Annotated in this window: 18 protein-coding genes; all 18 read right to left on the bottom strand. The window is 39.3% G+C overall.

Annotated elements, in window-relative coordinates; translation table 11 throughout:
• Positions 1–472: 472 nt before the first annotated feature.
• Positions 473–829: a DUF7919 family protein gene (locus CWC16_RS12355; protein WP_138541745.1), complete on the bottom strand. Its 357-nt coding sequence runs from the start codon at positions 827–829 to the stop codon at positions 473–475.
• A gap of 22 nt (positions 830–851) precedes the next feature.
• Positions 852–1,322, bottom strand: a complete 471-nt coding sequence (locus tag CWC16_RS12360; RefSeq protein ID WP_138541746.1) for an SMI1/KNR4 family protein — start codon at positions 1,320–1,322, stop codon at positions 852–854.
• 8 nt (positions 1,323–1,330) lie between these two features.
• On the bottom strand, positions 1,331–6,076 hold the full coding sequence (locus tag CWC16_RS12365; protein ID WP_138541747.1) for an RHS repeat-associated core domain-containing protein: 4,746 nt from the start codon (positions 6,074–6,076) through the stop codon (positions 1,331–1,333).
• Positions 6,076–6,927: a hypothetical protein gene (locus CWC16_RS12370; RefSeq protein ID WP_138541748.1), complete on the bottom strand. Its 852-nt coding sequence runs from the start codon at positions 6,925–6,927 to the stop codon at positions 6,076–6,078. The genes CWC16_RS12365 and CWC16_RS12370 overlap by 1 nt, the downstream gene beginning before the upstream one ends.
• On the bottom strand, positions 6,924–7,949 hold the full coding sequence (locus CWC16_RS12375) for a hypothetical protein (RefSeq protein WP_138541749.1): 1,026 nt from the start codon (positions 7,947–7,949) through the stop codon (positions 6,924–6,926). Before CWC16_RS12375 ends, CWC16_RS12370 begins: the two co-directional genes overlap by 4 nt.
• A 2-nt stretch (positions 7,950–7,951) precedes the next feature.
• Complete coding sequence (locus CWC16_RS12380; protein WP_055015739.1) at positions 7,952–8,242, bottom strand: PAAR domain-containing protein; 291 nt, start codon at positions 8,240–8,242, stop codon at positions 7,952–7,954.
• Between the two features lie 37 nt (positions 8,243–8,279).
• Positions 8,280–8,636, bottom strand: a complete 357-nt coding sequence (locus CWC16_RS12385) for a hypothetical protein (protein ID WP_138541750.1) — start codon at positions 8,634–8,636, stop codon at positions 8,280–8,282.
• A 7-nt stretch (positions 8,637–8,643) separates the two neighbouring features.
• On the bottom strand, positions 8,644–10,521 hold the full coding sequence (locus CWC16_RS12390) for a type VI secretion system Vgr family protein (protein WP_055018323.1): 1,878 nt from the start codon (positions 10,519–10,521) through the stop codon (positions 8,644–8,646).
• Between the two features lie 74 nt (positions 10,522–10,595).
• Entirely contained in the window at positions 10,596–11,075 is a 480-nt protein-coding gene (locus CWC16_RS12395; protein WP_024032870.1) for an Hcp family type VI secretion system effector, read from the bottom strand.
• Between the two features lie 237 nt (positions 11,076–11,312).
• Positions 11,313–13,916 carry a type VI secretion system ATPase TssH gene (gene tssH, locus CWC16_RS12400; RefSeq protein ID WP_138541751.1) on the bottom strand — a complete coding sequence of 868 codons (2,604 nt, stop codon included), beginning with the start codon at positions 13,914–13,916 and terminating at the stop codon, positions 11,313–11,315.
• A gap of 22 nt (positions 13,917–13,938) precedes the next feature.
• On the bottom strand, positions 13,939–14,928 hold the full coding sequence (gene tssG / locus CWC16_RS12405; protein WP_138541752.1) for a type VI secretion system baseplate subunit TssG: 990 nt from the start codon (positions 14,926–14,928) through the stop codon (positions 13,939–13,941).
• The gene (tssF, locus tag CWC16_RS12410; RefSeq protein WP_138541753.1) at positions 14,925–16,751 is read right to left on the bottom strand and encodes a type VI secretion system baseplate subunit TssF; all 1,827 of its coding nucleotides are present in this window, start codon (positions 16,749–16,751) and stop codon (positions 14,925–14,927) included. Before tssF ends, tssG begins: the two co-directional genes overlap by 4 nt.
• On the bottom strand, positions 16,748–17,233 hold the full coding sequence (tssE, locus tag CWC16_RS12415) for a type VI secretion system baseplate subunit TssE (protein WP_055018327.1): 486 nt from the start codon (positions 17,231–17,233) through the stop codon (positions 16,748–16,750). Before tssE ends, tssF begins: the two co-directional genes overlap by 4 nt.
• A 17-nt stretch (positions 17,234–17,250) precedes the next feature.
• The gene (locus CWC16_RS12420) at positions 17,251–18,027 is read right to left on the bottom strand and encodes a type VI secretion system accessory protein TagJ (protein WP_138541754.1); all 777 of its coding nucleotides are present in this window, start codon (positions 18,025–18,027) and stop codon (positions 17,251–17,253) included.
• Positions 18,028–18,029: 2 nt separating this feature from the next.
• The gene (gene tssC / locus CWC16_RS12425) at positions 18,030–19,556 is read right to left on the bottom strand and encodes a type VI secretion system contractile sheath large subunit (RefSeq protein ID WP_055018329.1); all 1,527 of its coding nucleotides are present in this window, start codon (positions 19,554–19,556) and stop codon (positions 18,030–18,032) included.
• 36 nt (positions 19,557–19,592) lie between these two features.
• Positions 19,593–21,083 carry a type VI secretion system contractile sheath large subunit gene (gene tssC, locus CWC16_RS12430; RefSeq protein WP_055018330.1) on the bottom strand — a complete coding sequence of 497 codons (1,491 nt, stop codon included), beginning with the start codon at positions 21,081–21,083 and terminating at the stop codon, positions 19,593–19,595.
• Entirely contained in the window at positions 21,080–21,583 is a 504-nt protein-coding gene (tssB, locus tag CWC16_RS12435; protein WP_055018331.1) for a type VI secretion system contractile sheath small subunit, read from the bottom strand. The genes tssC (CWC16_RS12430) and tssB overlap by 4 nt, the downstream gene beginning before the upstream one ends.
• A 16-nt stretch (positions 21,584–21,599) precedes the next feature.
• Entirely contained in the window at positions 21,600–22,712 is a 1,113-nt protein-coding gene (gene tssA, locus CWC16_RS12440) for a type VI secretion system protein TssA (protein WP_055018332.1), read from the bottom strand.
• Between the last annotated feature and the right edge of the window lie 34 nt (positions 22,713–22,746).

Consider the following 22,746-nt stretch of genomic DNA (forward strand, 5'->3'; position numbering starts at 1 on the left):
TTATACTGACAAAAGCCTAGTACTACGTTTGCTAAACTGCAAAATTAAGATGGGTGTCTTGTTTATTCTAAAATTAAGCTGGGTGTCTTGTTTATTCAGATGGGTGTCTTGTTTATTCCATAGCGTTATTATTCTCAGAGCTGTAAGGAGCAACTGCATATTCATAGCTCATTGCAAATAAAAGCTCTTGTGCAGTGAAATTACACACTTCACTTTTTGAATAACATTCCTCAACTCCACCCCATAATGACATTGCGCGACTTACATACTCATCACCTCATTTTTCTTTAAATTACTTGCTGGGGTTGTTTTTTAGCGTAAATGAAGCAACCTCTTAGAGTGTTAAGTGGGTCGTGTTTATATAAATCATAATAAATAATTAACTTTAGGTAATTTACAATACAGGTTTCATAGAGCAGTAATAACTGAAGAGTCAAGTACTAAGCAATGCACTGAAACCAGATATAAAATATCAGATATTTTCTTTATTAATCATAGGTTTAATTTTCTCTAATGCATTAATAATGACTTTATTCGGAATTAAATTATGAACAGAAATAAAATGTAAAATTGCAGAGCTAACAATTAGATCTGACTCTCCATTAGGTATTCTAAATTCATAACTTGAAAACTTTTCACCAGTAGACTTTAAAGTCATAAATTCATTACAAATATGACAAATTTCTACATGTCTGAGCTTATTAATAATTTCTACATTAGTTAAAGCTAACGTAAACCATTCGAAAAAAGCATCTTTCTCTTCTTCGCTTTGAAAGTGCTCAACCATTTGTAACAAATCAACACGAATATCGTTTTTTTTATAAAACATCATCACTCCCAGTTATATAAAATCATAAATCCTCAATTGCATCTTTAATTTCGTTATAAAAAAAGTCCCCAAAGCTCTCAGCCACTATGTTTACTTCTTTATCTCTTTTATAGGACAAACTGGTTTCCACTACAGGAAAAACAGAATCAGTACCAGATAAGTCTATACTAAACAACGGACCATAACCTGAAGACTTTACGTAAACCATTGATTGGGAAATATCTCCACGCATTCTCGCTGACTCAGTAGCAAAAATAACACATGGAATTGCGTCTGAATTTAGCCCATCACGGGTTAAACCATAAAACTCTTCACCTTCAAAGCTTAAACAGCCAAATTTTTCTAAAAAGTATTTATAATCTTCAGTGAATTTTATTTTTAGTTTTTGCTCTGCTTGCTGAATCAATGAACTAGTCACTCCTCCTGTAGTTAAAATCTCTTCTCCAGTACTTTCCATCATTTTTATTGCTAAATTAATCTTTTCAATAGACATATATCACCTTATTCATAATCATTTGCGCGATTTTTCCAATATTTTTTCTTCCATCTATTAAATGGTCTTCTATCCATAGGAGGTGGAGCACTACTATAACGATGCCGTTCGTTATCTGATCCTTTATAAGATTTATCATATTGGTTTGTATAAATATGAAGAAACCTATCATTTTCGCTATGAAAAACCGAACCTAGTTCAGCCATAGAGCCAGGCTCATCTTGAGTAAGATGATGAAGGTTCACCTCCTCACCATCATAACCTATGGGTGCCTTTCCTTTTTTCATTCGCTCAATATTTGTTTTCCCAAACTTATCTTTATATATAGGATTGAACAAGTCACCTCTTTGGTACACAACTCTATCTTCGACAATTTTTTTATTCCACTTTTTAGTTTGTTTTTTGTCTGGAGAAATTTCTCCTCGGCTACCTTTATCTACAGGACCTCGATTAGAATCACTACTATTATCGTCAGGTAAATCCTCCCAAGTTCCGTCTTCTTGCAATTGATAAAATTTATTTGATTCTTTTTTGAAAATGCCCTCAGTATGGTGAATCACATTCTCGTTTTCATGCCCAAAGATTGAAGCACATGCAGCCCAATGGCAATCCCCTACATTTTCGGCTAAAAGTTCTGATATATCTGTTGGTTTAGAAACTTGAACTGAACTATCAAGAAGCTCTATATCTCCAGGATTATCAAGTAAAACATACCCGGGAATAACATCACCAGCAACATATACCTTTTTATATACATCGCTATTTAAAGAGCCGCCACTTTCTATTAATTGCCCAAGATCATCCGTTATTGTCGCTCCATTAAACGCATATACCGTTAGAGTACTTCCCACAGGGACTATTGCAGATTTAGTCTCATCTATAATACCATGGCCAGCAAAAACAACCCTTTTAGTACCTCCGTCCTTACAACTCAACCCAAACGGATCCACCCAATTAACTGGATTCGGCGCATATTGATAGTGGTTTATCCCACCCACAAGCCCTATCGGGTCTTGGTTTATAAAGCGTTGTTGTTTAGGGCTGTAGTAGCGGTAGCGGTTATAATGTAAGCCGCTCTCTTCATCTAAATATTGCCCCTGAAAACGTATTGGCTGAGTGAAGGTATTTTCTTTATTAAACTCAGGCTCGGCTTCTGGTTCTTCAAAACCATACACATCTGCTTGGTTTTCCCATACGACTTCTGCTTTGTTGTTGGTTACAAAACGCGGGGTATTAATTTGGTCTAGGTGGTAGTAGTACACCTCGCCTTGTTTAATCAGCGCTACTGGATGAAATTGATTTGGCAAGTTGATATACCACGTATACTCACCGTGCTGGCATTCGCCGATTAACTGGTTGTCATCCCAAATGTAGTCAATTTTACCGTGCTCAGTGTGCTTAGCAATACGACGACCGAGTGGGTCGTAGTCGTACTCGGTGAGCGTGCCGTTGTTGTTAAAACAGCTTAACTGATTAAACGCGTTGTATTCACGGCGGGTTTTAATGCCTTTGCCGGTTTCGCGTATTTGGTTACCAAACTCGTCGTAGCAAAAGTCACTGTCGCCAAAGTGTGTTAGGCGGTCGGCCTCGGTGGCACTGTTTATTATAGTGTTGTTAGTACTTTCATTGTTTGCTGCTGAGTCAGCGTTACTACTATTTTTACTACTACTTTCATTAATGTTTGGTGCTAACTCATTGTATTCGCTATGGGTGGCGTGTGTTAAATCAATAGAAGAACTGGCTTTATGCTCATTACTGGCTGCATCATGTTCTATACCCTGCTCGCCTGTATCTCTAAGGTCTGCATCGCTTGTGTTTGATTGAACAGTCTGACTTTGCGGGTTACCAAAGCTATCCCACTGGTAGTTTGTGGTTGTATCAGCACGCGAGCTTGCCAGTGTTTGTTGTATTAACTGCCCTAGGCTGTTGTATTCAAAATTGATGTTTTGGCTGCTTACGCCTTCGTTTTTACGGGCTATAAGTTGGTTTACGCTGTCGTAATTGTACGTACAGGTATCAAATAATGTTTGCGCTGGGTGTGTAAGCTGTTGCTGCGTTAAACGGTTGAATACATCAAACTGTTGAGTAAGGGTAATACTGTTACCAAACTGCTGGGTGTTAATATTACCTTGGCTGTCGTAGCCTAGTGTTACAAGCGGCTCAGCGAGCTCACCCTCTTTGCTATTGGCTTGCTGTAAGTGAATAGCACTTAGCTGGCCAAACTGGTTGTAGCTGTATTTTAGCCTGGTTGAATCTGGCAGTGTCAGGGTTTGCCTTCTGCCGTATTCGTCGTAACTGTATTTTAAGGTATGCGCTTGTTGCTGGTTATTTACTTGCTCGGCGCACAGTAGCCTGCCGCCTTTATCAAAGCGTTGTTTAAGTGTTGATTGCGCATTATGTGCACGCGCAATTTTACCTTGCTTTGTGTAGCTGTAGTAATTGGCGTTATTAATGATATGTGAGTCGCTTGCAAGGCTTGCATGCTGCGCAGTTACACGGCCTAAACTGTCACGCTCTATTTTTACATGGCGTTTGTTGCTTTGTGTTACTGAAGTTAAGCGGTTACAGGCATCGTATTTATATTGCTGTAGCGTGCCATCAAATCCGGTTATTTGTGTAGGGTTTTCGTTCGCGTCGTAACTTATGCGGTATACGTGACCGTCGCTTCGCTCGATGGCTGTTAAGTTTCGCTCTTTGTCGTACGTTAAATGCAGCGCGCTGCCATCAGGCTGAATAACACAATGCGGCTGGCTTAGCCCTTCAAAGTGCTGCTCTGTGGTATCGCCTTTGCTGTTTTGCGAGCTAATTAATCGCCCTGCTTCGTCGTAACTAAAATATTGATGCTGTTTATTTTCAGGCTCGTTTTCATCAAAGGCAATGGTCTGTGTAAGCTGGCCGTGGTCATTGTATTTATACTGAGTGAGTAAGCCTGCGTTGTTAATTGTGGCATTTACGCGGCCTAGGCTGTCGTAGCTGTAACGTATTAGCTCATCGTTATGGTGTTTTGCTAATAACTCGCCTTGCTCGTTCCAAATATATTTGGTGATTTGGCCGTTTTTATTAATATGCTGGGTTAACTGGCCAAGCTTATCGTAGCTGTATAATGTGGTGCGGCCATCGCCAAAGGTTTCGCTTTGTAATAAGCCAGCCACACTGTATTTACGCGTAATGGTTTGGCCATCAGGTAAGGTAGTTAATACACGTTGCCCAAGTTGGTTGTAAGCAAAATAGGTTTGGCTACCATCTGGCTGCGTTATTGTTTCTAATTGGCCATAAGGTGTATAGCTATAGCGCGTTGTGCTGTTATCGGGCTTAATTTCACTGAGCTTTTGGCCTTGCGCATTGTATGTATATTGCCAAACGTTGCCGTTAGGGTCGGTATGTTTTACCAATTTACCTTGTGCGTTATGTACAAAGTGCTCTTTGTGGCCGCGAGAGTCTATACAGGTTGTTTCACCGCGCTCAAGGTTGTATTCAAACTGGTAAGTATAGGTGTTGTTATCGCCCCACTGCTTTATACATTTAGCGCTAGGTGAGTAGCTATCCCACTCAAAATGATGGCTAAAGCCACTGGCTCGGGTACGCTTTGTTAATAAGTTAGCGGCATTATAGGCGTAGCGCTCAGTTTCGTTTTGCTGATTAGTAGCCTTAACAAGGTTTTTGTTTTCGTCGTATTCATAGCTTGCTAATAATGGCGATAGCAATTGCTGTTTGTTGTTTTTATCGATGCAGTACGCTGCTATTTTGCTTAATAAACCTTGCGCGTTGTAGCTAATTATACAGCCACGTACTTTGTTTACTTCTATGCGGTGTAGGCGCTCTTTTGCATCGTAATAAAGCGCGATGCTTTGGCCTTTTTCGTTAATTATTTTTTCAAGCAACCATGCGCTTTCACCTGGTTTAAACGTAAGGTGTTGGTCATCTGGCGTTACTAGTACTTGCTTACCATTTGTTTGGTAATGCAGTGCAAGGTTACTACTTAACTGATAGCTTGATTGACCAGGCTTTACCTTTTCAAATTTATGTTTAGCGCCGTGCTCGTCTTGGTACTCTAACCAGTAGGTGCCTTTTTGCTTAGGGCCCACTTTTGGCGGCGGTAAGTAATGCTCCGTAAGGCTTGCCATAAAATCATGGCGCCAACCATTACCCATAGTTGTGCACACATCAGCATGAGATGAGCGGTACAAACGTCGCCACACTAATTGGCGGCTGCCTGCTAGGGTAAAGTCGATAAGCGGGAGAATTTCTTCGCCCGACAGCATTGATACAGGATCTGAGCGGCACTCTTGGTTTGTAATGGGCTCTTCGCTTGCGGTGTTATTACTTGCAGCACCCGTATTTTTTGCAGGTGCTTGCGTTGCGCTTTTACCCGATGCGGTTGAGCTTGATTTTTTGTTCGACTTTTTGCCCGCTGCTCCGCTATTGGTATTATCGCTTACTTGAATGGCCGACTTTGCTTTTTGGTGGTAACACGTTACTGCGCCACTTACTAAGGCTTGGGTAAGTACGCTTGCTGTTTCGCGGGCAGAGGCGCTACGTGGGCAGTTAATGCCTGCACTATTTAGTAAATTAATTACATCAAGACGTTTGGCAGCGTCACCCGTTAACGCACCACCAATTTGAGCTATTTGTTGTTTAGCTGTATCTGGGGTGTTTGCCACAGTTGGCACATAACCTGACGGCGTTTGGCCTTTGCCAGCAACTAGGCAAATGGGGTAACTCGTTCCTTGTAAAACAACCGTATTACTTTGCATTAGTTGTGTACTTCCTCACTTATCCATAAGTATGATGCTGCGGCCTGATATTTTGATTGTTCTTGAGAAATCACTAACGCGTGTTTAAAGTGATTTACAATAGCCGGGCTTGAGGACAATTGATATAAATTGACAAGTCCTTCAAGCGCACCCATTTTACCTAATTTGTAATTAGGTAATTCATAGTGTGTATGCTCATTAATTAAACTGCTGAGCCTTTGTAAATTAGTAAGCCATACGTCACTTTGCTGATGTATGCCGTTACCTGGAGCAAAAATAAGGTCTATGTAGTCTTTATTATGCTGTGCAATATTTGAAAATATACCGCCTAGTTGGTCGTGCTTTATAAAATCGATTGAAGGGGCAAGCTTATGGCTTACTTGCATCCAGCCGCTTTTAACCGTTTCAATAGTCGCGAGTGCACCACCCACTCCTAAGTATACCCACTCATTGTTTTTATCGGCTTTATAGGTTGCGTCAATGGCTATAACATTTGCTTTAGCCCATTTTTTTTGCCCCGCCATTTGCACTAACGTATTAGCACCAACAGCACCATAAAATAATAAGTGCTCTACATGCTCAGGGAACAACTGTTTAAAACTTTTTGCTAAAAGCTGCTTTAGCTCATCTTGGTACGCCAGTGCTGGCAATAACCATACAAGTGGCAAGTTTGAGTCTTCTACTTTTGCAAAAAGCTCTTTTGCTATTACTATGCAATCATAAATACAGGCATTCCATGATTGCCAATTAACACCGTTAGGTGGGTTTGGGGTACCTTCATATAGCAATGTATCTATGTCTTGCGACAAAGGCGTAAAAAAACAGCTTACGTTTACATTAAACGCCTTCATGCTTGCGCCTCTGCTTTTACATTTTTAGCCACCGATTTGTAGTAGGTATACAAATTAAATATTGCTTGGCTATAACAGTCCATTGCCGACATTTCTATTGCGTTTAACTTATGATTAAGTGCTTTACCGGCTACTAACCGTTGTACGCAAAGCTTTTCCTCGTATTTAGGCCAATTTTGCTGTAACTGCTGCTTGAAGGCATCTAGTGCTTGTTGTTCAGCATTAAACGCACTTAATTGAATGTCATAGCTTACGAGTAAGTCGAGCTTATCACCAAGCATACGCCTTATTAGGGCAATAATAGCTGTTGGGTTTTCTACTTGGCTTAACGACATACACGCTAAGGGCACTAGCTTTACATAGCCACTTTGTAATAGCACATGCAACGTATCATCTATTGTTAAAACGTGGCTTGCGTAGTTACTTAACGCGTTTACCTGTTCCCAACTTAGTGATAATAAAAAAAGCGACATTAACGGTGAATTAACAAGCCCACTTTTATATAGCTCATCAAACACATGTTTTAACACTTTTATATTGGCATTAGGGTTAAACGCGCTGATAAGCGCGACTGTTTCGGCTGTTGTTACCTCTTGTTCAGCGCTATTAGCTAACGCAAAATAAAGAGTATTTAAATCAATTAATGCAATTAAATTAAAGCTGTGTTGCTGTAATAAAACTTTATAAATAACTGCCTTTGCTAAGCCATGCAAGGACGGGCTGTTTAGCAAAGCGTTTATAAAAGCAAGGTTAATTGTTTGCGGTAAATTAGCCATCACTTCTATGCATGCCTGAGAAATTACATCAAGACTCTGTTCGCTAGTTACTAAAGCACTAAGTTGAGTTAAATCGGGCTGGGTAAAACATTGAGGAGTATTGTTTTTTTTAGCGGTTAACCAGGTTATTTCTAACAGCTTTTTTTTGAGCGTTTTTACATAACCTACCGAAGTAAAAGGGCAGCACTGCGCCTTACTTATATTGAGCAGTTGTGCTTGATGATTACTTAAGTAGGTAGACAGCAAAGTTAGCCACCTATTAATACAGTAGGGTTGCCAACTACAATTTTTCCGCCGTGGGAGCTATCATCACCCATTCGAGCTGCGGGTTTACCGTTAATTTTTACGCTACCAGATCCTGACTTTATGCTGTCGGGTGGGCCAACACATACTAACATATCGCCTTTACGTGCCGCGGGCATTCCACCTATTAATACATTAGCAGAGCCAACCACAACAGGGCCGCCAACATGAGGGACTGTACCTGTTGTTTTAGGGCATACATGCATATGACCAATTGTAGCTGCGGGCTTACCCATAAAGACTCCTTGTCTTATTTACTTTTTAACAATAAACCTAATCAAATAAAGGAATAATTAATAACTTACTTTGAGCAACTAAACCCGATAACGTATCAATTAATTCCGCTTTATTATAATCAGAAATAGATACAGAGCTTTGCAAAGCATATTGATACAAAGCGGCTATAACATCTTCACTATTTAATGCGTTATGTAAATTACTTAAAAACTGATTAGCGTAATAACCGTTCATCGCTTTTAAATGCGTTAATGCAGGATTTAGCAACGGATCATCAGGCCTATTTATTGGCAAACAAATTAAATGAGGTAATCCATAACGACAATATACAACATGTCCATTATTATTAACTCCGTTTCTATACCCTGAGTAAAAGCTATTTATTATTTCCATAATTGCACTAATTTAATTTAATCATACCGGCAGATAAAGTAATGGCACTACCATCAACTTTAACATTACTGCCTTTAATATCTATATTAGTGCCTTCTATAGTTATATTACCGCTACTGCTCATTTTAATTTGTGCAGAGCCAGTTTTAATTACTATTTCGTCACCCGCCTCAATATTAAGTGTTTTACCCACTTTTAATGTGTCGTTTTCACCTATATCATCACTGCGGTTTTTAGCCACTTTAAGGGTTTCATTATTGCCAATATCAACTTTTCGATCGTTGCCAATTTCAATATTATGGTCATGATCTGTTTTGTCGTTTTGGTCATTTTTTACGTAAAGCTGTTTGTCTTTTTCTGCTTGAATATAAACAAGTTCGCTGCCTTTTTTATCTTCAAACCTTAGCTCATTAAAGTTATCAGCCCCGCCTTCTTTAGTAGAGCGTGTTTTGATACCACTTTGTGTTTTTTCGCCAGGTAATGCGTACGGAGGCATTAAATCTGCATTGTAAACAGCGCCACTAATAATAGGTTGATCTGGGTCGCCATTTATAAAGTCTACTAGTACTTCTTGGCCAACTCGTGGGAAGAAAAACGCCCCCCACTTTTTACCCGCCCAGTTTTGCGCTACACGGATCCAGCATGAGCTTTTTGAATCCTTTTTGCCTTCTCGGTCCCAATCAAACTGCACTTTTACGCGCCCGTATTGATCAATCATTATCTCATCGGCGCTATCGCCAGTTACAATTGCAGTTTGTACACCGCTAATTACCGGTTTTTTCTTATTTATTTGTGCTCTGTAAGGGATTTCTTTTGGGACACATTCAAAATGATTTGAATAAACTTCCTCTACCGATGACTGTTGCGAACCAGATTGGTTAGGCACTGTAATTGAGGTCATCATAGAGGTTATGACAAATGTTTTACCCTCAAGGCGTGGGTCTTCGTGCTTTTTAAAGCTAAAGAGTTTACCCACAGTGAATGAGCGACAGTCACTACGACCACTAGAAAGCTTCATGTCTCGCTGTAATGACTCAAGCTGAACAGATGCTAAGTTAGCTGCGCGCGGGTGGCATTCTTGCTCGCCTGTGTATTCAAAAATTTCTGATACTGATTGCGTCGGGAGCTCTGGGTTTGCTTGCTCTCCGTCTGGATAACGTGATGGCTGTTTAAAATCGTAACCAACGCGTTTAAAGCTGCCAGGTGCAATGCTTAAACCACCCTGCCAACGCGATACGTGTGATTCGCTTAAATGGCCAGTTGAATAAACAACTTTCGCTTCGTCACATACCTCGTATGCAGTTATATCATCTGCAAGTACCAGTGTGTGGTTGCTATTGGTGTGCTCAAAAAAGTAAAAAATACCTTCTTGTTGAAAAAGTCGTTGGATAAAGTCAAAGTCTGACTCTTGATACTGAACGCAGTACTCATATTTAGGGTATGTTTTACTGGTTTTATCACTAAAGGCAACATTATGCTGACCAAATAAGTCAGCAAAAATTTCTTTAATAGTTTTCTTTTGAAAAATTCGGCTGTTTTTACGATTGCGCATTGATGCTGCAAACGGGACGATAGTTGCTTGGTAATCTATATAGTTTTTTTGTTCTTCTACATCAGCTGTGCGGCTACCATTTGATACTAAGTGACTTACTATTCCGTGATAGTAACGCTCACCACCGCCTTGAGCATTTTTTACTTTAATAGATACAGGCTTACCTACTAAATCTTCGTGCGCTATTTGTTTACCAATCGTGTACATATTGGCAGACATAACAAATAAATCTGACATTGCCTCTTGGGCAACAAATCGGGTTAAATAGAGGGCATCTTTACCAGCAGGGGTGCTAATTTGAATTACGTTATTATCTTGTGTTGCTTGTTGCATTCCTTGCCTTTCCCATCCTAAAGATCAAAAAAAGCTCTGAGCAAAAGCCCAGAGCCATTATAAGGTAACAAAAATTACATTTGTTGACCTTTAACACCGCTGTAACCGTATACAAGTGGAGCAGTAATGTTATTTTTGTCGTCTGTTGGAGTAACAGTCATCATCATTTCTGTGTAGCTGATAGTGATTGTTTCAATAGGACGATCGTTTTGAACTGATACAGAGTAGCTAGAAATCATTGCATCTGTAAGTTCGATTTTCATGATTTCTTCAACTTTATCACCTTGTTTAGTGATATGGAAAATAGCTGGAAGGCCTTTACCAATAGTTGCTTCTTTGAAAAGATCCGGAGATGCTTTATCTTGAAGTTTAGTGATAGTTACATCGCCAAGACGAGTAGAGCTAGACTCACGGTCCATTGCTGTACCAGTTGCTGCACTAATTTCACGGCTTACGTTCCAATCTAAAGATAATACTGTGATTAAATCTTTGAAAGATTCAGCTGTAGTTTCGCCTTTGATTGAACCGTATTTTAAATATGTATTTGCTTGCATTTGATAATGCTCCTTTTAATTAAACAATGTTATCCATTTAGACTGGATTATTTACTTTGGTTTCCCAAAAATTCCTTTGAAATCATTATCTTTAATACAGCAATGAAAAGGCCTTCAGATTCCTTTCCTTAGATGAAGACAATGTCTCAAAATTCCATGTAGTGATTTAAGGCAACAAAATTATAATACCCTAAAAATAAAGAAACAACCTTAATAGAGAGTTAATTTAAATAAACTTTAATTTAACTCAATATCAAATTCATTATCTTTTACAGACAACTTTATACTATTTATTTCTTTATCATCAATCATGCTTGAAAGTAAAACTTCAGATAATAAAGGCAATAATTTATTTTGCAAAATAGTGTGTATGTTCCTAGCACCGGACCCTGCATTTTGGCAATTATCAATAATATATTCTATTACGTCACTTTCATATTTAAGCTCAGCGTCGTAATGCTTATTAACGCGTTTTACAATTTTCGCTATTTGTAATGAGGCAATTTCTGAAAGAATATCGTCACTTAGAGGGATGTACGGAATTACATTAATACGACCTAAAAAAGCAGGCTTAAATGATGCGAGTAAATCATCTTGTAATGCTTTTAATAAGCCTTTAATACTTGGCTTACTTTCTTCGTCTTCAAATAAGCTCATAGTGGTATCAGTACCCACATTTGAGGTCATAATTATAATTGTATTTTTGAAGTCGATATCACGGCCTTCACCGTCTTTTATTGTACCTTTATCAAACACTTGATAAAAAATATCTTGTACACCAGGGTGTGCTTTTTCCATTTCATCAAGCAGTACTACGCTGTATGGTTTTCTTCTTACGGCTTCGGTTAATATGCCACCTTCGCCATAGCCTACATAACCAGGAGGTGAACCAAGCAGTAGCGACACTTTATGCTCTTCTTTAAACTCAGACATATTAATAACAGTGACATTCTCTTCACTGCCGTACACCTCCTGCGCTAGCGATAGTGCAGTCTCAGTTTTACCTACACCACTTGGGCCTGCCAGCATAAAAATGCCATTAGGTCGGCTTTCATCTGCTAGTTGAGCGCGAGATGTTTGCACTACTTTAGCGATTAAATCTAACGCGTGATCTTGCCCTACTACGCGTTTTTTCATTTCCTGTGCAAGGTTTAAAATGCCATGTATTTCATTTTCGTGCATTTTACCTACAGGGATGCCAGTCCAATCTGATATAACCTGTGCAATAAGCTCTTCATCCACTTGCCAATGAACCATATTATGTTCAAAAGCAGTTAACTTTTCTTTGCTCTGCTTAAGGTTGGCTAAAATTTCATCTGATGAATTTTCTTGATCTGAGTTAATAGACTCGAGTGCCTTATTAAGCTCAGCAACAATTTCTTTTTCTACTTTAAATTGCTCTGTTAATGGCGCTAACTGCTCTTCAATAGTTACAAGTTCAGTTTTAAGTGTATCTAATTGCACTGAATGATCTAAACCTGTTTTTTGTTCACGGTGTAGCATCTGCACTTGTGTTTCTATTTCACTTAAACGATTTACAAGTTGCTCTATAGTGTTTGGTGTAGATGCTTGGCTCATTGCCACCCGTGCGCAGGCAGTATCTAATAATGCCACGGCTTTATCGGGTAATTGCCTTGCCGTAATATAGCGATGCGATAAGTGCACTGCACTTTCAAGAGCCTGCTCAGATATAAACACTTTATGGTGTTTTTCCATCACAGGTACTAAACCACGTAACATAGCCACGGCTTTTTCTGGCGTTGGCTCTTCTACTTTCACCACTTGGAAACGACGTGTTAGCGCAGCATCCTTTTCAAAAAACTTTTTATATTCAGCCCACGTTGTAGCAGCAATGGTTCTAAGCTCGCCACGGGCTAGTGCTGGTTTTAATAAGTTAGCAGCATCGTTTTGGCCTGCGGCTCCACCGCTACCAATCATCGTATGAGCTTCATCAATAAATAAAATAACTGGGTTAACTGAATTTTTCACTTCGTTAATTAATGATTTAAGACGATTTTCAAACTCGCCTTTCATGCCAGCGCCAGCTTGTAATAGTGCTAAATCTAAGCTGTGAATTTTCACATTCTGTAGCACAGCCGGTACATCTTTTTGTGCGATTCTTAAAGCTAAGCCTTCAACTACAGCTGTTTTACCTACACCCGCTTCACCGGTTAAAATTGGGTTGTTTTGACGACGCCTAGTTAAAATATCTACCATTTGGCGAATTTCGAAGTCGCGGCCCAAAATAGGATCTATTTTTCCGGCTTTTGCTTGCGCCGTTAAATCAACAGTAAACTGATCAAGGCTCGGTGTTTTAGAGTTTGTAGCCGATTGGCTAGCCGTGCTTTGTACTGAGTGATTACGCTCTTGCGATTGAGCGACTATTTCTGGCCATGCATGGAGTAACTGCCCTGGCTCTATTTTATTAAATAACTTACTACAGCGTGTTACCAAGCTCGACAAGGTATCGTCTTTTACAAGCGTATAAATAACGTAGGCACTGCGAATTTGGTTATCAGTAAACTCAATACTGGTACTTAACCAAGATTGCTTTAATAGACTCGTAACATGCACAGATAAACTAGGTGATGACTCGCTACCGGTTTTAAACGCTTCTAGAGATTGATTTAAGTCTTGTTTTACTTTTTCTATATCAATGTCAAAAGAGCCAAAAATAAGCCTAACGTCATCTAGTTGCTGCTCAATCATGGCAAGTAACCAGTGTTCAAGCTCCACTGTAAAGTGGCTTCTGCTATTACAAATTGCAACCGCCGCCTCTAGGCTTTTTCTGCAATCAGGGCTTAGTTTTTCAACTAATTTATTGAGTGTCATCGAAGACATACAGTGTTCCTTTTAATTTTAATTATCCCTTAAACGATAACTTAGTAGGGTTAGATTTTGATTTGTTATTTTGTACCGCTAAAAAAGAATTTGCGCCTAATTGGCAGTCATTCTTAGCCAGCTGAGCGGCGCCTAAATACTGAAAGTCAGTTTCAATAACTAAGCGGAACTGAATTGAATTTCCAACGTAGTCTTTCGTAATTTTATTTGCTAGTTCAAACAAAGCCCCTTTTGGTAAAAGAAGTTTTGCTTTTTTTGGATCGTTTGATTTTATATGCACTTCAATATTAGAAGAGACATCCCAAACCTTTTTACCTAACATGGTATCTACACCTAACTGAGCATGCTGCCCTTCAAATAGTACTTGGCTTGCAAGACGAGTTTGCTCTTGTTGGTGAAGTTCATGCCATTGACCAACCATTTGTTTTATTTTCACTTCGCAGCCAAGGTATGAACTGAGCACACTTTGTAAATCAAATGCATTGCGAATTTTTCGGCTGTACAGACCCGAAAAATGCAACTGATGTTCATTATAGCCACCACTTAGGAGCCCCAAAATTTTGGTATATGGGTCTTTATTTTTGTCATTGTTTACATGGTTTAATGAAGGCTTATATTTTTTCCAAGCTCGGTAATACAAAGAGATCAGACGGTGATTAAACATGTCGTAGAAATCGCGCATGGTCGTGTCTTTATAGCGCAGCCTTTGCATAACCAGTTCACTATAAAATTGCGGTAATGCACCAGAGCAGCCAGTTAACCCCATAAATGAAACCTGCATATTGACCTTGTGCAAACCATCTTCAAAGTCAGTTTCTTCTAATTTGGTAATTGCATTTCCCGGGTAGCCAAACTTTTGCGTTGCTGTAAATTTTATTAGTTCTTGCTTTGGGTTGCTATCGTAACCTACGTGGCGATAATCTAAGCCACGCTTTTTAAGCTGGTTTTCAATAATAAAAACCGCTTTATAAAAATCGACTTGAGAAGCTTGAGCGATCAGTTGCTTTATCATAGTAATGGTCTATCACCTACGCGTGCAGGCCACTGATAATATATTTGCTCTTGCTCTTTTAAACGCAAGCTCAAACGTGTGTAACTATTTATAGCGGCAAACTGGGCAAAGAAATGATCCAATACAGCTGCAAAAAAGAACATGCCACTACCCGAAAAGTCATCGTTAGCAAAAGTAATTTCTATTTCGCTGCCAGTTACAAAACTTACCCTGCCTTTTTGAATAACACGTGCAGTTGCAGGCTCAATACTAACGCGATATATATTGTCTATAAGGCCTTTGGTTTGAGGCGATGCTCTAAAGTCATATAGACGAAGTACTTCTTTTAATTTATTACACGCATCTTCACCACTAAAAGTATCAAGCGTTAAATGGTTAACAAGCTGCCAGCGCGTTGCATCAGCTAATACGGGTCTCACTGCATGCGTAAAAGGCGCTAAACAACGAATTTTTTTAATCACATCGCCGCGTTCTGGCATCAGCAACCCAAGCTCATCGTCGCCAAATGGCATACTTGCAGGTAAATTACGGTTACTGCAATGTGCGCGTACAGTCAGTACAGAGTTACCTTCACCATACTCCATCGCACTATTTTCAAATTTTGCATCTACCAATGACATAAATGTCTCAGTCCCAGACTCTACATATCCGCCCGCCCACGACGCCGTCTCTCTTCTTATATGCCAAAATAAATCTTCATGACCTTGATAATTTGGGTGAGTTTGTCCATAAAATGGTGCAACGACTTGTTTATTACCTTTGTGATCAAACGCTATAACTTCTGAAATACCAATTACTTCTGAAATTTCTGAATCCATATAACGTGGTGCAAGTTGATACTCGTATTCGCTTATTTCAGGGCGAATTGGCTCAAGCTCTTGTTCGAATAAGTTAATTATTGGCGTGCAACCGAGCAAAAACATATCCTCATCAACCTGTTTTTCAAGCTCACTTGATTCGGTATCAAGGTATATATAAATATCACATTTGTTGGAGTTTTTAGGCAATGCACCGCGTATGCCTTCAAGTTCAAAAAAACGAAACTTCTCAGGAAAGGTGAAGTTTTCAACCAGTAATCGATACCCGGCAGCAGAGCGCTGAGAGTAAGGGACAACGGATTCGTGTGCTTCAAACCCGACCGCTTTTAATTGGTTTTTTGATAAGTATTTGATGCCTTCTTCGCCATTATCTACGGCTAAACCAATGCTGTGTTTAAATAAAAGTTCATAAACTTTAAGAGTATGGTGCCATTGCCCGTTTATATATACACGAAGTTTTTCTAAACCCGTTTCAGCAAGTGATACACCCTTATATTCACCAGTAAGCTCTAACTTAAATATAGACTTTGCCTTTTCATGCCAACGCGGCTTAGGGGCAACAAAAGGACTGTTATCAAACTGGGCTTTCGTAATTTCAATGGGCCAAAGGTAGGTTTCGTAACAGGTTTGAAACTTACATTGCTTCATTGAATCCACGTTAGTTTCAACCTCACTTGCTCTTGGAATTACAACACCTGCGGTTGAAAGGTTTTCGGCTTCTAGTTTTACTATCGACATAGAAGGGATAGGTGCTTGGTAATCTGGGAGCATTTGACCTAACAAAGCATCTGTTAATTCAGGAAAACTGTCATCTAGCTTTTGCCTAATATTGGCAGTTAAAAATGCAAACGATTCAATAAGTCGTGATACATGAGGGTCTTCAACATGATCTTCACTGAGCTTTAAGCGACCTGCTACTTTTGGGTATTTTTCAGCAAAGTCTTTACCTAAATGACGCACAAATGCTAATTCACGATTGTAATACTTTAATAATTCATCGTTCATAATGATGCCTCAATAATCTTCATACCTAAATTCACAGGCTCTACTTCTGAATCAAAGCTTATAAATTCTGGCTCAGGATCAGCGTATAAGAGCGCATTAATACGCAAGTTTAAAACGCGGTTAACCGGCACTTCCTCATCAGTAAATACTTCAACTTCTAAAAATCGTGGCTCAAATTTTAAAATAGTGTTTTTAACTGTCTCGCATAGCAGTGCTCGGCCTTCATGCGAACTGACCGACATACTTGAAAAATCAGGTAAACCGTACGATAAACACGATGTAGCAAGCTCACTATATTGTGCAGGCCACGTATGCCATTGTATTCGGGCATTGAGCAGCGCTTCTATGTCTCTTCGCACATTTTTGCGTAGCTCACTTATTGTGATCCCTTCGGTACGCGATGGGGCATCTTGAAAGTCAGGCTCATCATCAATGAGCCTATCTAAAATTGATGCTTGAAGCTGCTGCTTATGTTCTATCATTATTGCTCAAATATAAATTATGCTGCTTCTACAGCATTAATTTTTAAATTAGGAATTGTGATGGCTTCATCATTCACAAACAGCATTTTCATGCCTTTTCCAATAATAAATTCATCTTTTAGTTCAACCCAATCCGTGACCTGACCTAATTTTTCTAGATCCGATTCAGCATTGGCATAGACAAGCGGTAAGTGCGCTGTACCTGAAGGGCCTTCTTTAATCGTTATTTCAACGCGCAGCCAAATACTTTCTAAAACTGAACTTACAGGCTCTACTTTTATCGACTCAATTTCATTAAAATTTGCCAAGTAGAATTCACCATTTGTGCCTAGTACCTCTAAATAAGGGTTTAATGTATCGTCCAAGTCGCGTGCCACAGACTCTGCATCACTTAACGTCTTAACTCTTAAAGCTTCCATTTGCGCAGAAAGCTCAGCTGCTTCGCCTATGTCGCCCTCTAGCAATGCAACATGCATTTTTAAAAACAATGTGTCTATTTCATCAGCATCATGAAATAATTTAGGGATGCCTTTACCTTGGTAAAAGTCTATTCGTGATTGCTGAGCACGGATCAAATGTCTAAGATTTACAGCACCGACAGCAAACTCAGGATTCTTTTGAACCATAAAGTCGAGTTGTTTATCTGCTTTTTCTAGATCACCATTGATGCAAAGTAATTCTGCATAGATACTTCTTATGTCAAAATTCAAAGGCTCATCTTGAAGCTCTGTAGCACATAAAGAGAGTGCTTCAGTTAGTTTTCCCTCGCGAATCGAGCTATGTATTTTCTTCATGGTTATTCCTTTATTTTGTGGTGAGGACTGAGCTCTGTTATTAATTTAATGCTCGAGACCATTTGATCTAATTGAAAATGGGGTTGTAATTGTAAAACAGAAAAAAAATGACCTGGGTTTGCTTTGTTTTCACTTACTTTAATACGCGCATTACTCAGTGGGTATTTACTTCTGATTTGCTCTGATGCAGAGTCTGACGCGGTTGTATAATTGTTGATCCATGACTGTAGGTCACGTTCGCACGCATGGGCATTTATGTAGGAGCCCACTCTGTCCCGTGCTAATATTTTTAAATAATGTGCAAAACGAGATACGCATAAAATGTACTGCAACATAGATGAAAGGCGCGCATTAATGTTAGCTGCACTAGATTCGTAATTTTTTGCTTTTTGGACCGAGGCGTTGCTATAAAAAACAATATGTTCAGTATTGGTTACTGATGAGGCTGGAATAAAACCAAGTTCAGAAAACTGTTTTTCAAATTTGCTTGTCACTAATAAATCGAGTGGTGGTTTTGCTTCTTTTTGGTATGTATCATTTGCAAAACTATCTTTGGCGAGGCCTGTAACTAGCCCTTTTGACACTTTTCCTGGCTCTATGCCTCTAATATGCCCAAACCAGCCACTATCACAGTACGCTCTAACTATTGTTGATACAAACTGAAACGCAGCGTTACCCCATAGCATATCTGTTTCGGGGTTTTTAATTTGTTCTTTAAAATAAAAATCTTGATGGCGTTTACCATCGTTGCTGTAAGGTGCTCTTACTAAAACATGTGGCAACGTTAAACCAACAAAGCGCGCCTCTTCCATTTCTCTAAAGCTTTGCCATTTTACATATTCAGGCTGTTCAAATTGATTAAATAAATCTGCGTAATACCCAAGATCAGAAAAACTATCTGCGCCAAAGAGATTAGGAGACGCTGAACATATAAAAGGAGAAAATGCGGCTGCTGCGGTACGCGAGATTTCTTTAATAGTATCAATGTCGTTATAAATAGTGCCATTAGAAGGCATATTACTAATTTCGTAGTCGCCAATTACCACACCAAAAGGCTCACCACCGGCACTATCAAATTCACTTTGATAAAGTAACTGAAAAAAGTAACTTTGGTCGAAATCTATTGCTTTGCTGACATCCTTAGAGAGGGTTGCCCAATCACAGTTTAATACTTTTATTTTTACTTTATTTTCTTTGTCGTATTGTTCTGTTTGAAGGGTTAACCACCATAGATTACGCCAGCTAGCCTCTATCTTTTGAAAGCGCGCATCATGAATAATACTATTTAGTTGCTGAGAAATTAATTGATCGAGTTCAACAATAATTCGTTGTAAGTAAGGACCAAGCGATTCTTTGGTCCAAGAAATGGGAGAATCAGAAGAGCCTTCAAGCCACAATAACAGTGCCTTATCTAAGTTTTTCTCGTTTAAAAACCTATCAAGCAAAGCATCATTATCGCTAATTCTAGACTGCGACTTTTGATGAAAAGCGTAGTCTTGATTTATAAATGAAAACTCTTCGTGATTCATTTTACTGCATTATCCTTAACGCTAAAGATTAGTTAATTAACCAATCTCTGGAATTTTAGCTACAAGACGTAATGAAGAAGTAAGCTCTTCCATTTGTAGCCAAGGTCTTAACCAAGCCACTGCGTTATAAGCACCTGGCTGACCTGGTATTTCTTTAACTGATACTTTCGCATCGGCTAACGGGTAGCGTGCTCTGATATCTTGACCACCGCCCTCTGTCGCATTTACATACGATAGAATCCAACGGTTTAGCCATGATTCAACATCTTCTGCTTCCATAAAGCTACCAATTTTATCGCGCGCCATCACTTTTAAGTAATGTGCAAAACGAGATGTAGCCATTAAATAGGGTAAGCGTGCTGAAATAGCAGCATTAGCCGTCGCGTCAGGCGTTGAATATACTTGCGGTTTTTGACAGCTTTGGCCACCAAAGAAAACGGCATAATCAGTATTTTTGTAGTGACATAAAGGTAAGAAACCAAGTTTACTAAGCTCTGCTTCACGACGGTCTGTTATACCAATTTCCGTTGGGCATTTAAGATCCGGATCGCCATCATCACTTGTGAAAATATGCGTTGGTAAACCTTCAACTTTCCCGCCGCCTTCAGCACCACGTATTGCAGTACAAAAGCCGTATTGTGAAAACGCTTTGGTCATATTAGTAGCCATTGCGTAAGCAGCATTACTCCAGCAGTAGTCGCTATTATCAGTACTTACTGAACGGCCTGCTTTTGGTTCAACTTCAAACTCTTCAAAGTTAAACTCTTCTACAGGTTTAGAAGCAGCACCGTAAGGTAAACGTGATAAGAAACGAGGCATAGTTAGCGATACAAAACGCGAATCATCGCTGTCTCTGAACGAGCGCCATTTTGTGTACTCTAATGATTCAAACACTTTTTCTAGGTCACGAGGCTTAGTTAATTCTTCCCAGTTATCAAAGCCAAATAAAGACGGAGAAGAAGCTGCAATAAATGGACAGAAGCCAGCCGCTGCCACATTCGACATTAAGCTCAACGTTTCAACATCTTCTGGGTGGTTAGTAAATTCAAAGTCACCCACAATGGTGCCATAAGGTTCGCCACCTGGTGTACCAAATTCAGACTCGTAAATCTTTTTAAATGTTTGGCTTTGATCAAATTCAACAGCTTTGCTTAAATCTTTATGTAGTTCTTTTTTCTTCATGTTTAAAACACGAATTTTAAGCGTTGAGCTTGTTTCAGAGTTCATTACAAGGTGGTGTAACCCACGCCAAGAACCTTCTAACTTTTGAAACTCGTCGCTGTGCATAACAACACTAAGCTGCTTTGATATTTTCTGATCGATTAATTGAATTGCTTCATTAAACGTCACAGTCATGTTTTTATTCCATTGAACTGTGCCTTTTAATGCCTCTTCAGTTAACGTTTTAAGTAGCTCTTCTGCACGACTTGCATCAGTTTGCTTAGTGGCGCCAATTGCTTGCTCTAGTAACGATGAGCTTGCCTCAGCTGTTGACTCTAATTCAGTACTTAGTTGCTCTGCACTCATTTTTCAGTCTCCTCTAGCTTAAGTTCCTTAGCAATAGAATCAAGGCTTGAAGTATTACTTAATACTTCTTCTAAAACATTTTCTAGCTCTTCTGAGCGGTCAATCTTGGTCATTAGATCGCGTAATTTATTACGTGTTTCCATTAGCTTACGCAATGGTTCAACCTGATTAACAACCGCAGCCGGCTCAAAGTCATCGATTGATTTAAAGCTAAGGTTAACCTCAAATTGAGAGTCATCATCACTCAGTGTATTTTCTACAACGAGTTTTAACGAAGGGCTCATGCGTTTTAAAACATCATTAAAGTTTTCACGATCAATTTGAATAAAGCGTCTATCTTTTAACGGCTTTAGTGCTTCAGTGTTATCACCTGAAAAATCACCCATTACACCAACAACAAATGGTAATTCTTTTTTTACCGCAGTTCCTTCAGTTTCAACATCATAAGTGATGTGAACGCGAGGCTTACGTACTCGTTTTAATTTATCATGGATACTCATAGAGAACTCCTTTTACTTATGTTTCAGTTTCGCTGATCTTAATGCCAGACAACTTAAAGTACCCGGTCCTAGCATCACTATCTGTTATTAATTCATTTAATAATTCAGGCAGCGATAATTCGCTCCATCGAATCACTTGTTCTATCGTGTATGACATTGGAGAATGCGGTTCGGTTTTTCTAAAAAACGCCGCTATTTCTTTAAGCTTATTTATTGCATTCTCACGTGAATCAATTGCTTGGCTAATGGCCTTTTTAGGCGCCTCAACTGCATTTTGCTCTTCATCGTTTTGAGTGAGTTGCTCTTGCGTTTGCTCTGATATTAACGCCTGTTCTGCTGCAACAAGTTTGTCTGCAGCAATATGATTAACGGCCGCCAAACTTACCTCAAGCGCTTGTTTAATATTTGAGGTAGGTTGCGGCTGCCCCGTCACTTTATCCATCACATCGCTAAGCTGGGCAAACTCAGTAATCGCCTCTTCAATATCTTGTTTTAACGTTACAAAAAATTCTGTACTTGTCTCTGCAGCACTTTTTTCGATTAATTCAAAATCGACCGCGCCCTGTGCTAGCTTTTTCTCTCTTTTCTCATCATTTAGCCTCGAAATATCATAACCTTGCTGATACTCCCAAAATGTAAAAGGGTCTAAGCTAACACTGTCTGTTAAAAGTATGCTCTTAATGGGGATAATCAGAGTCCCCTCACCTGCAGAACCATTTAATCCGCCAAGCGCTGATACTTTGTCCGAAATTTCATCGTCTGCATCAAGGGAGGGATATAGCGCGTCGAAATAATTATCTAATAAGTGGCTGGCCACTTTAAAGCCAAAAGCAAGTCCTTTAAAACCATGAATTCGACAAAGAGCTTCAATAAACCACGCTAAATACTCAATATCTTTGCTTTCTGTTTTTAGCGCGTTGCTGCATTGTTCTAGTAAAGGTAACCAGTCGCGAGCAAGTGATGAAATACCCTCCTCGTCTACTAGCGCGTTTCTTTCTGCGGCACGAAGTTGGTTTCTTAAATCTTTTAAGGCGTAATAAGTCGACGTGGGAGAAACATCCGAGCGCGGGTCTAAGCCTGCGATTTCAGTTTCAGAAATAGGGGAAATATACTCTTCAAATACAAACATTCCGTCGTCCTAATAATTATCCATAAAACTCCAA

It is taken from the genome of Pseudoalteromonas sp. S3776, from assembly GCF_005886915.1.
In the GTDB taxonomy this organism is placed as follows: Bacteria; Pseudomonadota; Gammaproteobacteria; order Enterobacterales; family Alteromonadaceae; genus Pseudoalteromonas.

Excerpts from the sequence above, each read along its gene's own strand:
- CWC16_RS12355 (WP_138541745.1), bottom strand. The coding sequence starts at position 829 with ATGTTTTATAAAAAAAACGATATTCGTGTTGATTTGTTACAAATGGTT.
- CWC16_RS12360 (WP_138541746.1), bottom strand. The coding sequence starts at position 1,322 with ATGTCTATTGAAAAGATTAATTTAGCAATAAAAATGATGGAAAGTACT.
- CWC16_RS12365 (WP_138541747.1), bottom strand. The coding sequence starts at position 6,076 with ATGCAAAGTAATACGGTTGTTTTACAAGGAACGAGTTACCCCATTTGC.
- CWC16_RS12370 (WP_138541748.1), bottom strand. The coding sequence starts at position 6,927 with ATGAAGGCGTTTAATGTAAACGTAAGCTGTTTTTTTACGCCTTTGTCG.
- CWC16_RS12380 (WP_055015739.1), bottom strand. The coding sequence starts at position 8,242 with ATGGGTAAGCCCGCAGCTACAATTGGTCATATGCATGTATGCCCTAAA.
- CWC16_RS12385 (WP_138541750.1), bottom strand. The coding sequence starts at position 8,636 with ATGGAAATAATAAATAGCTTTTACTCAGGGTATAGAAACGGAGTTAAT.
- CWC16_RS12390 (WP_055018323.1), bottom strand. The coding sequence starts at position 10,521 with ATGCAACAAGCAACACAAGATAATAACGTAATTCAAATTAGCACCCCT.
- CWC16_RS12395 (WP_024032870.1), bottom strand. The coding sequence starts at position 11,075 with ATGCAAGCAAATACATATTTAAAATACGGTTCAATCAAAGGCGAAACT.
- tssH (WP_138541751.1), bottom strand. The coding sequence starts at position 13,916 with ATGTCTTCGATGACACTCAATAAATTAGTTGAAAAACTAAGCCCTGAT.
- tssG (WP_138541752.1), bottom strand. The coding sequence starts at position 14,928 with ATGATAAAGCAACTGATCGCTCAAGCTTCTCAAGTCGATTTTTATAAA.
- tssF (WP_138541753.1), bottom strand. The coding sequence starts at position 16,751 with ATGAACGATGAATTATTAAAGTATTACAATCGTGAATTAGCATTTGTG.
- tssE (WP_055018327.1), bottom strand. The coding sequence starts at position 17,233 with ATGATAGAACATAAGCAGCAGCTTCAAGCATCAATTTTAGATAGGCTC.
- CWC16_RS12420 (WP_138541754.1), bottom strand. The coding sequence starts at position 18,027 with ATGAAGAAAATACATAGCTCGATTCGCGAGGGAAAACTAACTGAAGCA.
- tssC (WP_055018329.1), bottom strand. The coding sequence starts at position 19,556 with ATGAATCACGAAGAGTTTTCATTTATAAATCAAGACTACGCTTTTCAT.
- tssC (WP_055018330.1), bottom strand. The coding sequence starts at position 21,083 with ATGAGTGCAGAGCAACTAAGTACTGAATTAGAGTCAACAGCTGAGGCA.
- tssB (WP_055018331.1), bottom strand. The coding sequence starts at position 21,583 with ATGAGTATCCATGATAAATTAAAACGAGTACGTAAGCCTCGCGTTCAC.
- tssA (WP_055018332.1), bottom strand. The coding sequence starts at position 22,712 with ATGTTTGTATTTGAAGAGTATATTTCCCCTATTTCTGAAACTGAAATC.